Raw genomic sequence first — 12,459 nt, forward strand, 5'->3', positions numbered from 1 at the left:
ATATGCGGCGATCAGTCGACGGTTTTTGTCGACACCCTGGCGCGGGCGCGGGTGAGATCGACACGGTTGGAGTAGGACGCCATGACGGCGGAGTTGCGGCGGAGCCTGGGTCTCGCGAGCGTCGGACTTGTCGGCGGGTTCCTGCTCGTGGTGGCCCTGTTCGGCGGCGGCGAGATGATGAAGCGGATGGCGCCGGGCGGCATCCCGCACCCGGTCGCGGGCCTGCCGCAGGATCCCGGATCCGCGAGCCCGGGCGGGCAGGGGAGTTCGGGCGCGCCGACCGAGCGCAGCGAGGCCGGCCGGCAGGCGCATGCGGGCCATGACGGGGTTCTGGCCGGCCCGCCCTCGGCGCCGGGCGCGGCGCCGGCACCGCCGGCCGAGACGCTGCCCGCCTTCGACATCGTCCGGGTCGAGCCGAACGGCGAAACCGTGATCGCCGGGCGCGCCGCCCCGAACACCACCGTCGAGATGCTGGTCGGCGACAGGCCGGTCGCGAAGGCCCTCGTCGACCCGAACGGGCAATTCGCCATCGTGCCGCCGGCCCTGCCCACCGGCAACAGCGAGATCGTGCTGCGCACGACGGGGTCCGACGGACGCGAGACGCGCTCGAAGCAGAGCGTCGCGGTGGTCGTCGCCCGGACGCGCGACACCAAGCCCCTCGTGGCGCTGACGGACCCCGACAAGCCGACCGTGGTGCTGTCGCAGCCGGAGCTCGCCGAGGCGGCGCGCCTGGCCGAGGCCGGGCCGGTGGCGCACATGCCCCCTCCGGCCGCGAAGCCCGCCGGTGCGAAGCCGGGGCCGGCGGATCCGGTCAAGATCGTCAGCGTCGACGCGCAGGATGGCGGCCGGCTCTACGTCACGAGCCAGGCGCCGCCCGGCGCGACGCTCCGCCTCTACCTCAACGACACGCTGGTGGCCCCCGGAAGCGCGGGCCCCGACGGCCGGGTGACTTTCACGATCGGGCGCGGCGTGCGCGCCGGCGACTACCGGATCCGCATCGATCAGGTCGATTCCGTCACCGGCAAGGTGCGTCACCGCGCCGAGGTGCCCTTCGCCTTCCCGGCGTCGGCCCCGAAGGTCGCGGCGCGCGAGCATCCGGAGCCCGGGCCGGGCAGCAACCCGCTCGTGGCCGCGATGGCTTTGCCCGGAATCAGGCCCGAGATGCCGGCGCCCACCCGCAAGGCGGGCGAGCCGCATCCGGGCAACCGCCATACCGAAGCCGCGCAGCCTCCCGACGCGCAGCCTCCCGCCGCGCAAGCCTCGGCCTCCCCGGCGCCGGCCGGCCCGACGCCGTCTCCTGGGGCGGCCCCCCGGGACGTCTTCGTGGCGGAGGTCAGCACCGCCAGGATCACCCGCGGCGACAGCCTCTGGCAGATCAGCCGGCGCACCTACGGCAAGGGCGACCGCTACACCGTGATCTACGATGCCAACCAGGGCCAGATCCGCGATCCCGACCTGATCTATCCCGGCCAGATCTTCGTGCTGCCCGCGGACGCGCCGGCGGCCGCGGAGCGCCAGGGCGGCCGCCGGGGCTGATCCGGCCGAGCGCCGGGGTGGGCGCCGGGGTGGGCGAGCCGCGCCCGCGCAGGGCGGGGCTGCCCGGCGGGCAGGTGGCTGCGCGCGCGGTTCGCGCCTATATGCCGGCCGAGAGATCCATCCCGGATTGGCCCGCCTCCCGGATAAGCCCCGCATGACACCCGATCCCGCGCCCGCGGCGCGCGGCACCCCCGTGCCGCCGGAACGCCCCGGCCTCGTCGCGACCTACCGCCGGCTCTGGCCCTATCTCTGGCCCCACGGCCGGCCGGACCTGCAGAAGCGCGTCTTCCTCGCCTTCGGGCTGCTGCTCGTGGCGAAGCTCGCCACCATGGTGACGCCCTTCACCTTCAAGTGGGCGACGGACGCCCTCGTGGCGGTGATCGGCGCAAAGGAGGGCACACCGGTGCCGGCCGGGCTGTTCGCGGCCCCGATGCTGCTGATCGGCCTCTACGGCCTCACGCGGATCCTCATGGCGGGGCTGACGCAGGTGCGCGACGGGCTCTTCGCCAAGGTGGCGATGCACGCGGTGCGGCGCCTCGCGCTCGAGACCTTCGAGCACATGCATCGGCTGTCCCTGCGCTTCCACCTCGAGCGCAAGACCGGCGGCCTGACCCGGGTGCTCGAGCGCGGGCGGGGCGGCATCGAGGAATTGTCGCGCCTGATGGTCCTGACGCTGGTGCCGACCATCGTGGAGTTCCTGCTCGTCATCGGCGTCCTGGCCTACGAGTTCGACTGGCTCTACTCGGTGGTCGTCCTCGGGATGGTCGGGGCCTATCTGGGCTTCACCTACAAGGCGACCGAGTGGCGGATCGAGATCCGCCGCCGCATGAACAACTCGGACACGGACGCGAACACGAAGGCCGTGGATTCGCTCCTGAACTACGAGACCGTGAAGTATTTCGGCGCCGAGGGCCGCGAGACCGCCCGCTACGACGGCTCGATGGCGAAGTACGAGAAGGCCTCGACCCAGACCTACGTCTCGCTCGCGGTGCTCAATGCCGGGCAGGCGGTGATCTTCACCATCGGCATGACGATCGTGATGTGGCTCGCCGCGCGCGACATCATGGCGGGCCGGACCACGATCGGCGGCTTCGTCCTCGTCAACACGATGCTGGTGCAGCTCTCGATGCCCCTGAACTTCATGGGCATGATCTACCGCGAGATCAAACAGGCGCTGATCGACATCGACGACATGTTCACGATCCTGCACCGCAACCCCGAGATCGTGGACCGGCCGAACGCGCCGGCCCTCGCGGTCGGCAGCGCCGAGGTGCGGTTCGAGGATGTGCGCTTCGCCTACAACCCGGACCGGCCGATCCTGCGAGGCATCTCCTTCGCGGTCCCGCCGGGCAAGACCGTCGCGATCGTCGGGCCCTCGGGGGCCGGCAAGTCGACCCTGTCGCGGCTGCTGTTCCGCTTCTACGAGCCGCAGGGTGGGCGCATCCTCATCGACGGGCAGGACATCGCGGCCGTGCGCCAGGACAGCCTGCGCGCGGCCATCGGCATGGTCCCGCAGGACACGGTGCTGTTCAACGACACGATCGGCTACAACATCCGCTACGGCCGCTGGGACGCGGGCGAGGCGGAGGTGCGCGAGGCCGCGCGCCTCGCGCAGATCGACCGCTTCGTCTCCGGCCTGCCGGAGGGCTACGACACGCCGGTCGGCGAGCGCGGCCTCAAGCTCTCCGGCGGCGAGAAGCAGCGCGTCGCCATCGCCCGCACGATCCTGAAGAGCCCGCCGATCCTCGTCCTCGACGAGGCGACCTCGGCGCTCGATTCCTTCACCGAGCGCGAGATCCAGGACGCCCTCGACCGGGTCGCGCGGGGGCGCACCACGCTCGTCATCGCCCACCGGCTCTCGACGGTGGTCAACGCCGACGAGATCCTGGTGCTCGATCGCGGCGTGATCGTCGAGCGCGGCGACCATGCGGGGCTGCTCGCCGCCGGCGGGGTCTACGCCGCGATGTGGAACCGCCAGCGCGAGGCCGACGCGGCGCGCGAGGCCCTCAAGCGCGCCGAGGACGAGGCCGCCCTGCGCCGCGTCGATTCGGCGCCGGCCGGGCGCGGCGCGGTGCCCGAACCCGTCCTCGCCGAGTAGCCGCCGCGGGGCGCGCATCCGGCGCGGCGGTTGACGGGAGCCTCCGGGGCTGCCATCCGCCCGGCCGGAGCGGGCGTTCCCGTCCCGCCGACCGCAAGAGTGCCTGAACCTCCATGACCGATCTCTTCGAGACGATCCGGCGTGTCCTCGTGCCGATCCACAAGGAGGGCTACCCCTTCATCCTGATCGGCATCGTCCTGACCGTGCTGGCCGGCTACTTCTCGCAGTTCTTCGGCTGGATCTTCCTGATCCTGACCCTCTGGGTCTGCTACTTCTTCCGCGATCCCGAGCGGGTCACGCCGGTGGCGGACGGCCTCGTGGTCTCGCCGGCTGACGGCCGCGTCAACCTGATCGCGACGGTGCTGCCGCCCCCCGAGCTCGACCTGCCGCCCGTGCCGATGGTCCGGGTCTCGGTCTTCATGAACGTGTTCGATTGCCACGTGAACCGGGTGCCGGTGACGGGACGGATCGGGCAGATCCACTACACGCCGGGCCTGTTCCTCAATGCCGAGCTCGACAAGGCGAGCGAGGACAACGAGCGCAACGGCCTCGTGATGGAGACGATGCACAGGGGCGAGCCCCTGCGCATCGGCGTGGTGCAGATCGCCGGCCTCGTCGCGCGCCGCATCGTCGGCTTCGTCAGCGCCGGCGACACCCTCAATGTCGGCGAGCGCTTCGGCCTGATCCGCTTCGGCTCGCGGGTCGACGTCTACCTGCCGGCCGGTACCCGGGTCCTCGTCGGCCTCGGCCAGAAGGCGGTGGCGGGCGAGACGGTGCTCGCCGACCTCTCCGGCGGGCCCGAGCGGCAATTCCGGCGCATCTGAGGGAGGCGGCCCCCATGGACGATCTCTTCCCGCCCTTCGACCCGGACCCGAACGAGCCGAAGCCGCGCCGCTTCAAGCCGGTGCCGTTCCGGATGATCGCCCCGAACATGATCACCCTGATGGCGCTCTGCCTCGGGCTCACGGCGATCCGCCTCGCCTTCGAGGGCAAGTTCGAGCCCGCCGTGATCGCCATCGTGGTGGCAGCCGTGCTCGACGGCGTCGACGGGCGGGTGGCGCGGCTCCTGAAAGGCACCTCGCGCTTCGGGGCGGAACTCGATTCGCTGTCCGATTTCGTCAATTTCGGCTGCGCCCCGGCGCTCATCCTCTACGGCTTCGCCCTGTTCCACCTGCGCTCGCTCGGCTGGATCGTGGCGCTGATTTTCGCCATCGCGATGGGGCTGCGCCTCGCCCGCTTCAACGCCATGCTGGACGACCCGAACCGGCCGGAATGGAAGAAGGACTTCTTCGTCGGCATGCCGGCCCCCGCGGGGGCGCTCACTGCGATGCTGCCGCTCTACCTGCACTTCCTCGGCCTCTCCTTCGAGAAATGGGCGGCCCCGATCGTCCTCGGCTACGTCCTGTGCATCGCGCTCCTCGTCGTCTCGACGGTCCCGACCTTCTCGGGAAAGACCATGGGCAAGCGCGTGCCGCGGGCCTGGGTGCTGCCGATCTTCCTCGCGGGCGTGGCGACCTTCGGCCTGTTCATCAGCTACCCGTTCGAGGCCATGGTGGCGATCAGCCTCGCCTACCTCGCGGTGATCCCGGTCGGCGCCGCCCAGTACCGGCGCCGGGCAAAGCTCGAGCCGGCCCGCCTGGACGTGCCGGCGCAGGTTGAGCCCGCGCAGGCCGAGAGCTCCTCGCCGGGGGGCGTCTGAGCCGGCGGTCCCGCGTCATCGTGCCGTGGACAGGGCGCGCCCGCCCCTGTCGCGGCACGCATCCGGCCCCTAGGCTCGCGCGGGCCGGTTCGGTCGGCCGGATGACGGGAGCCCGGGATGCTCGAGGAATTCAAGAAGTTCGCGTTGCGGGGCAACGTCGTCGATCTCGCGGTCGGCGTGATCATCGGCGCCGCGTTCGGGGCGATCGTCACGTCGGCCGTGCAGGACGTGTTCATGCCGGTGATCGGCGCGATCACCGGCGGGCTCGATTTCTCGAACTACTACATTCCGCTCTCGTCGAAGGTTCAGGCCGGCCTCGCCTACGCGGAGGCCAAGAAGCAGGGCGCCGTGCTCGGCTACGGGCAGTTCATCACGGTTGCGCTCAACTTCATGATCGTCGCCTTCGTGCTGTTCCTGGTCATTCGCGCCATGAACAAGCTCGCGGCACGCGAGGAGAAGAAGCCGGAAGCGGTGGCCGAAGTGCCGGCCGACGTGAAGATCCTGGCCGAGATCCGCGTATATCCTGGCGACACGGCCGGCAGCCTGACGGACCCGGCGCAGGCGCGGAGAATCGCCTATCGGGCGGCGTCCTTGCCGTCCTCCGCCTGGACCCCGAAGGCATCGAGGATCCGGTCGAGGGCGTTCTCGACCGCGACGGTGCCCTCCTCATGGGTCTTCAGGCGGGTCTCCAAGCGCTTGATCTGCGGCTCGAATTCCTCCGGCGGGGTCTCGGCGTCCCCGAGGAATTGCGGCTTCCCGCCCTCGACGGTGTAGACCGTGCGCAGTTGCTGACCGAGGTGATCGCGCACCGGCTCCGGAAGAACCACCTGCGGCTGAACGTCGTCGTCACGCATCGGTTGAAATCTCCCACCACCTGAACGCAACAACGTGCGGTCGGGCGGAGCGTTGCGCAGTCCGACCTTCGGATATTCCACCTCTGTGAATCTCGACACGGGACCGGCACGAAAAAAGCCCCGGCGCTTCTGGCGCCGGGGCTCGTCACGGCCGGCGCCGCATGGCGCCGCCGGATCGGGGTCGATCGGGTTAGTCGATCACTTCGACGATGCGATGGCCGCGGTCAACCAGCACCGGACGATCGTTGACGACGGTGTAGCGGTAGCCGGGCTTCACCCGGTAATCGTCCGGCACGTCGTAATACGTCACGCCGGAGCCCGGCAGCACCGTACCGACGGCGACGCTGCCGTCGTAATCGTAGGAGCGCACGCGACGCTCGGTGACGTAGCTGCGGAAGCGCGGACGGTCGTCGATGCCGAGGATCCCGCCGACCGTGCCGGTGGCGGCGCCGACCGCACCACCCACGATCGCACCGACCGGCCCGGCCGCGTCGCCGCCGTCGCGGGCGCCCTGCTCGGCGCCGCGCACGAGGCCCTGGGCCTGCGCGGCCATCGGGAGGGCGAGGGCGATCGCGGAAGCTGCGAGAAGCGTCTTGATGTTCATGTGAGAAGTCTCCGTTTCCAGCTCTCCACCAAGCCTGACGGCAGGGTGGAGCTTGGGCCGGTAACGCACGACTTCCGGAAACGGATGCGTCAAAAGTTTACATGGTGAACTTTTGTTCGACTGCGCGTCACACGTGCAAATCCGTTGCGCCGAGGCCGCCGCGCGGCCCCGGAATCCAAGCCCTGGCGCGCGGATGGCGCGGGATCAGGCGTCCTTCGGCATCGCCGACTGGATGAACCGGTCGGACCCGAGATCCTCCTCGTCGTAGCCGAGAAGCTCGGCGAGGCGGCCGCGGGCGCGGCTGACCCGGCTCTTCACGGTGCCGACCTTGCAGCCCATGATGGTGGCGGCCTCCTCGTAGGAGACGCCTTCGGCGCCGACGAGCACGAGGGCTTCGCGCTGGTCCGGCGGGAGCTTCGCCAGCGCGCTCTGCAGATCCTCGACGTCGAGGCGGTCGCCCTGGTGCGGAGCCGTGGCGAGGCGCGCCGCGTAGGAGCCGTCCTGGTCCTCGACCTCGCGGACCCGCTTGCGGTGATCCGAGTAGAAGATGTTCCGCAGGATCGTGAACAGCCAGGCGTTGAGGTTGGTACCGGGCTGGAAGCGGGCCCGGTGCTGCCAGCCCTTGAGCAGGGTGTCCTGCACGAGGTCGTCCGAGCGGGCCGGGTTCGAGGTCAGCGACAGCGCGAAGGCACGCAGGCTCGGCACCGCGGCGAGCAGGCCGTTGCGGAACTCGGGCTCGATCGCTTCGCCGCGCGCCTTCAGGGCGGCCTCGAGCTTCTCGATCAGGTCGGCGAAGCGGCTCGGCAGATCGGCTTGGCCGATCGATTCGTAGGCCGTCCGCAGGTGGTCGCCGAGATGCGTGCGGATGCTCGGCGACAGGTTCGGACGGGCATCCGAATCCTGATCCAAGCGGCGGTCAGGGGCGGTCTGAATCTCGTCGCTTCTCATGGCTCGTCTTGTTCTTGGAAGGTCGGCGCTGGCCGGCGGTCCGGTTCCGGCAAGCGCGGGGGTTTGCGTCTGTTGTAGCGCATCGCGCCGCGGAGCGCACCCTTCCGGCCCGCCACACGGTCGAGCTTAAGCCCGCGCGTCAACAGGCGGCTGGCGCGTCGCAAACCGGGAAGCCGGGCCCGAGCGGGGCTTGAGCAGGCGGATGCCGCCATCCCGCAGCACCAGCACATCGCCCCGCGCCACGTCGGTCCAGAGTTCGTCGCGGGTCAGGGCCTGGGTGGCGATCACCGTGACGATGTCCTGCTCGGTGGTCTCCTGCGCGAAGTCGACCCGCCAATCCTCGTCGATCAGGGTCGCGGTGCCGAACGGCGCGCAGCGCGTGAGGTAGCAGAGGCGCTTGCCGCAATGTGCGTAGAGGCTGCGGCTGTCGGAGAGCAGCATGTTGAAGACGCCGAGCGCATGCAGCTCGGCCGAGAGATCGGCCACGGCGCGGTCGAGGACGGCCGGGCGCGGCAACGCGCCCCAGCGGGCCTGGAGCTGGCCCATCATCCAGCAGAAGGCGTGCTCGCTGTCGGTGGTTCCGACCGGCTCGAAGCCCCTCAGGGGCAGCTTCTTCACGCCCCGGAGCTGCCCGTTATGCGCGAAGGTCCAGCGCCGCCCCCACAGCTCCCGGGTGAAGGGGTGGGTGTTCTCCAGCGACACGCGGCCACGATTGGCCTTGCGCACATGGGCGATCACGATCCGGCTCTTGATCGGATAGTTGCGCAGGAGCTTGGCGAGTTCCGAGCGCGCGCTCGGCTCCGGATCGTGGAAGCTGCGGCAGCCGCGCCCCTCGTAGAAGGTGATGCCCCAGCCATCCACGTGCGGACCGGTCTCGCCGCCCCGCCGCGCCAGCGCGGCGAAGGAGAAGCGGATGTCGGTGGGCACGTTCGCGCTCATGCCGAGCAGTTCGCACATGGGGACTCGTTCGGCCTTGATGTTCGCGCGGGCGGGAGGCAGCGCCCGGCGCGCGGGGGCTTCGGCCGAGGTTTAGAAGCCTTGGGTGTGCGGAACAACCGGCCAGTGCGGGCTCAGCGCGCGAGATAATCCGTCAGCGTCATTCCCATCAGGATCGCGACCCAGAAGAATCCAAGGCCGGCGAACAGGCGCACGAGGGGCGGCTCGCGGCGCACCTCCATCGAGACCAGCAGGATGATCGCCACCATCACGGTGACCACGAGGAGCTCGACCACCCAGACATGCGCGAAGGGCAGCGTCGCCCCGAGGGTGACGTTGACGGCCAGCAATCCGAGGAGCGCCAGGAAGGTGAGGATCGGCGCGCGCAGGTGGCGCCGGAGGAGGGCGCGGTCCTCCGGCCCGAGGGAGCGGAGCGGCGTCACGACGTCATCCCGGGGGCCTCGTTCGCCGATCATCGGTTGACCACGTAGAGGATCGGGAAGGCGAGGATCCAGATCAGGTCGATGAAGTGCCAGTAGAGGCCGTAGACCTCGATCCAGTTCTGGTGGCGGCTGAGGAAGCCGGGCTTGGCGGCCATCCAGGTCATGCCGAGCAGGATGCTGATGCCGGTGAACAGGTGCAGACCGTGCAGCGAGGTCGCCACGTAGTAGAGGTTCACGAACAGGCGCGTGGCCGGCGTCTCGGCGAGCGCGTAGGGGCGCACCGTGAGGAACGGCATCATGTGCTCCTCGTAATCCGCGTAATACTCGTAGCCCTTGAGGACGAGGAACAGGCTCCCGAGCGCGGCGGTCGCCAGCATCGCCCGCACCATCGCGCGCTGCCAGCCCATGCGCGAGAACGCGATCGCCATCGACATGGTGAGGCTCGAGCAGATCAGCACCACGGTGTTCACCGCGCCGACCCAGAATTTGAGGTGCAGCGCCGCGGCCCTGACGGCCTCGGGGTGCTGGACGCGCAGGATCAGGGCCACGAGGAACAGGGCGGCGAAGAGCAGGAGCTCGGTCACGAGCCAGGCCCAGATCCCCAGGACCGCCGCGTGGCGCTGCTGCTCCACCGTGGCGAAATGCGCGACCCGCGCGACGCCGACGCCGGCCGCCGGTTGCGCCTCGGCCCCGCGGCTCACCGGTGCTGGCTCCGGGTCTCCCGTTCCTGGATCGGGTAATCGTAGGGCACGGGCGGGACGCTCGGAAGGGACAGGAAGTTGTGCGGCGGCGGGGGCGAGGTCGTCTCCCACTCGAGCCCCTTCGCGTCCCAGGGGTTGGCGGGCGCGCGCTTCCCGAACCACAGGGAGTAGACGAGGTAGATCATCGGGAAGACGTAGCCCGCCGCCAGGATGGTGGCGCCCGCCGAGGACAGCACGTTGAGGAGCTGGAACTCGGGCGGATAGGTCGCGTAGCGCCGCGGCATGCCGAGATAGCCGAGGATGAATTGCGGGAAGAAGGTGACGTTGAAGCCGATGAAGATGAACAGGGCCGAGATCCGGCCCCAGGCCTCGTTGTACATCCGGCCCGTGAATTTCGGCCACCAGAAGTGCAGGCCGCCGAGGAAGGCCAGCACCGTGCCGCCGACCATGATGTAGTGGAAATGCGCCACCACGAAGTAGGTGGCGTGGATGTGCTGGTTGATCGCGAGCGTCGCGAGGTAGAGCCCCGTGAGGCCGCCGAGCACGAACAGGCCGATATAGCCCATGGCGTAGAGCATCGGCGTGTCGAGGCGGATGCGGCCCTTATGGATCGTCGCGGTCCAGTTGTAGACCTTCACCGCTGAGGGCACCGCCACCGCGAAGGAGAGCACCGAGAAGGCGAGGCTCGCGAGGTCGCTCTGCCCGTTCACGAACATGTGGTGGCCCCAGACGAAGAAGGTCACCGAGGCGAGCCCGATCGACGCGTAGGCGACGAAGCGGTAGCCGAAGAGCTTCTTCTGGGCGAAGGCCGGCACGATCTCGGAGATCACCCCCATGCCGGGCAGCACCATGATGTAGACGGCCGGGTGCGAGTAGAACCAGAACAGGTGCTGGAACAGCACCGGGTCCCCGCCATGGGCCGGGTCGAACACCCCGATATGGAAGGCGCGCTCCATGATCAGCAGGATCAGGGCCGTGGTGATCACCGGGGTGGCGAGCAGGAAGATCAGGCTCGTGGCGTAATGCGCCCAGACGAAGATCGGCAGCCGGAACCAGGTCATGCCGGGGGTGCGCATGGTGTGGATCGTGACGACGAAGTTCAGCCCGGTGAGGATCGAGGAGAAGCCGACGATCGTGACCCCGATGAGCGCGGGCAGCACCCAGGTGTTCGAGAAGGCGGTCGAGAGCGGCACGTAGAAGGTCCAGCCGGTATCGACGCCCCCGAGCACCACCGACACCATGGTGAAGAGCGCGCCCGCCATGAAGATGTACCAGCTCGTCAGGTTGAGCTTGGGGAAGGCCAGGTCCTTCGCGCCGATCATCAGCGGGATCAGGAAGTTGCCGAAGGTCGCGGGGATCGACGGGATCAGGAAGAACCACACCATCACGACGCCGTGGATGGTGAAGGCCTTGTTGTAGGTGTCGTTCGTCATGATCGCGCCGTTCGGCACCACGAGGGCGAGGCGCACGACGCCCGCCGCCACCGCTCCGATGATGAAGAACGCCGTGATGCTGGCGAGATAGAGGATCGCGATGCGCTTGTGGTCGGTGGTGAGGAACCACGAGCGCAGGGTGGATTGCGCGTGCAGGTAGTCGGCCGGCCGGTCGAGGGTCGGCTCCGGGATGTGGGGCTCGCGCTCGGCGATGCCGGAATCGATCGCGCTGGTGCCGCTCATCGCGTCGCCTCCCCGTCGGCGGCCTGGTTGTAGGCCTTCAGGTAGTCGATCAGCCGGCCGAGATCGTCGGCCGCGATCACCCCGGCGAAGCTCGGCATGATCTGCTTGTAGCCCTCGGCGAGCCGGTTGCCGTTCGGGTTCAGGATCTTCTCGCGCAGGTAGGTCTCGTCGGCCGTGACGCTGCGGCCATCCGCGAGCCTCACCTCCCGGCCGTAGAGGCCGGCGAGCTTCGGCGCCTTCACGGTGGACCCGGCATCGTGACAGGCACCGCAACCATAGGCGTTGTAGATCGCGCGTCCCGCCGCGACGGCCGTGATCTGTGCGCCCCCGTGGGTCAGCCAGTGCTGGTAGTCGCTCTGCGTCATCAGGGTGAGGTTGCCGTCCATGACCGAGTGGTCGGTGCCGCAATATTCCGAGCAGTAGAGGCGGTAGGTGCCGGTCCGGTCGGCCTTGAACCAGAGCTCGGTGTAGCGGTCGGGCAGGGCCGCCATCTGCATCCGCAACGCCGGCAGGTAAAGGGCGTGGATCACGTCCTGGCTGATGATGCGGATCCGGATCGGCTGGCCGATCGGCAGGTGCAGGTCGTTGATCTCGGACTGCCCGGTCGGGTGCTGGAACTTCCACATCCATTGCCGGCCGATCGCCTCGACGACCATCGCGTCCGCGGGCGGGTTCTTGGATAGGATGAACAGGCGCGCGCCCCAGCCGAAGAAGATCAGCGTCAGGAGGAACGGGATCAGCATCCAGCTGATCTCGATCAGGTTCGAGCGGAGGCCGCTGGTCTCGCGGTCCGCCTCGACGCCGTCGCGGTATCGGATCGCGAAGTAGGTGATGCCGAGGAAGACCGGCACCGTCAGGAGGAGCGTCAGCACCGTGAAGGCGAGGATCAGGTAGTCGGTCTCGACCGCGACGGCGGAGGCGGAAGCCGGCCAGAGATGGAGGGGGGTCTGGTGCGGTCCCATCG

At 69.4% G+C, this 12,459-nt stretch carries 12 protein-coding genes and 1 pseudogene; 5 read left to right on the plus strand and 8 right to left on the minus strand.

Going from position 1 to position 12,459, the window contains the following annotated elements; translation table 11 throughout:
• Nucleotides 1–81 precede the first annotated feature (81 nt).
• From F6X51_RS09360 to mscL, 5 genes and pseudogenes are all read left to right on the plus strand, one after another.
• Nucleotides 82–1,536: a LysM peptidoglycan-binding domain-containing protein gene (locus tag F6X51_RS09360; protein ID WP_150962972.1), complete on the plus strand. Its 1,455-nt coding sequence runs from the start codon at nucleotides 82–84 to the stop codon at nucleotides 1,534–1,536.
• 154 nt (nucleotides 1,537–1,690) lie between these two features.
• Nucleotides 1,691–3,634 carry an ABCB family ABC transporter ATP-binding protein/permease gene (locus F6X51_RS09365; RefSeq protein ID WP_150962973.1) on the plus strand — a complete coding sequence of 648 codons (1,944 nt, stop codon included), beginning with the start codon at nucleotides 1,691–1,693 and terminating at the stop codon, nucleotides 3,632–3,634.
• Nucleotides 3,635–3,747: 113 nt separating this feature from the next.
• Nucleotides 3,748–4,458, plus strand: coding sequence for a phosphatidylserine decarboxylase (locus F6X51_RS09370; protein ID WP_150962974.1), 711 nt, complete (start codon nucleotides 3,748–3,750; stop codon nucleotides 4,456–4,458).
• Between the two features lie 14 nt (nucleotides 4,459–4,472).
• Nucleotides 4,473–5,333: a CDP-alcohol phosphatidyltransferase family protein gene (locus tag F6X51_RS09375; protein ID WP_150962975.1), complete on the plus strand. Its 861-nt coding sequence runs from the start codon at nucleotides 4,473–4,475 to the stop codon at nucleotides 5,331–5,333.
• A gap of 117 nt (nucleotides 5,334–5,450) precedes the next feature.
• Nucleotides 5,451–5,849: pseudogene (gene mscL / locus F6X51_RS09380) on the plus strand (large conductance mechanosensitive channel protein MscL); the annotation flags it as partial.
• 59 nt (nucleotides 5,850–5,908) lie between these two features.
• On the opposite strand, the gene F6X51_RS09385 reads toward mscL, so the two are convergent.
• The 8 genes from F6X51_RS09385 to coxB form a co-directional block, all read right to left on the minus strand.
• Nucleotides 5,909–6,187 carry a hypothetical protein gene (locus F6X51_RS09385; RefSeq protein ID WP_150962976.1) on the minus strand — a complete coding sequence of 93 codons (279 nt, stop codon included), beginning with the start codon at nucleotides 6,185–6,187 and terminating at the stop codon, nucleotides 5,909–5,911.
• Nucleotides 6,188–6,377: 190 nt separating this feature from the next.
• On the minus strand, nucleotides 6,378–6,791 hold the full coding sequence (locus tag F6X51_RS09390; RefSeq protein WP_150962977.1) for a DUF1236 domain-containing protein: 414 nt from the start codon (nucleotides 6,789–6,791) through the stop codon (nucleotides 6,378–6,380).
• Nucleotides 6,792–6,995: 204 nt separating this feature from the next.
• A complete protein-coding gene (locus F6X51_RS09395) occupies nucleotides 6,996–7,739 on the minus strand; it encodes a NepR family anti-sigma factor (protein ID WP_150962978.1) in 744 nt (247 codons plus the stop codon).
• A 126-nt stretch (nucleotides 7,740–7,865) separates the two neighbouring features.
• Nucleotides 7,866–8,696: a class II glutamine amidotransferase gene (locus F6X51_RS09400; protein WP_150962979.1), complete on the minus strand. Its 831-nt coding sequence runs from the start codon at nucleotides 8,694–8,696 to the stop codon at nucleotides 7,866–7,868.
• Between the two features lie 113 nt (nucleotides 8,697–8,809).
• The gene (locus F6X51_RS09405; protein ID WP_246696722.1) at nucleotides 8,810–9,118 is read right to left on the minus strand and encodes a cytochrome C oxidase subunit IV family protein; all 309 of its coding nucleotides are present in this window, start codon (nucleotides 9,116–9,118) and stop codon (nucleotides 8,810–8,812) included.
• 29 nt (nucleotides 9,119–9,147) lie between these two features.
• The gene (locus tag F6X51_RS09410) at nucleotides 9,148–9,819 is read right to left on the minus strand and encodes a cytochrome c oxidase subunit 3 (RefSeq protein ID WP_150962981.1); all 672 of its coding nucleotides are present in this window, start codon (nucleotides 9,817–9,819) and stop codon (nucleotides 9,148–9,150) included.
• Nucleotides 9,816–11,495 (minus strand): cytochrome c oxidase subunit I, encoded by a 1,680-nt coding sequence (locus F6X51_RS09415; RefSeq protein ID WP_150962982.1) that lies wholly within the window; start codon nucleotides 11,493–11,495, stop codon nucleotides 9,816–9,818. Before F6X51_RS09415 ends, F6X51_RS09410 begins: the two co-directional genes overlap by 4 nt.
• Nucleotides 11,492–12,457, minus strand: coding sequence for a cytochrome c oxidase subunit II (gene coxB / locus F6X51_RS09420; protein WP_150962983.1), 966 nt, complete (start codon nucleotides 12,455–12,457; stop codon nucleotides 11,492–11,494). The genes F6X51_RS09415 and coxB overlap by 4 nt, the downstream gene beginning before the upstream one ends.
• Nucleotides 12,458–12,459: the final 2 nt, after the last annotated feature.

This window comes from Methylobacterium planeticum (assembly GCF_008806345.1).
Taxonomy (GTDB): Bacteria; Pseudomonadota; Alphaproteobacteria; order Rhizobiales; family Beijerinckiaceae; genus Methylobacterium; species Methylobacterium planeticum.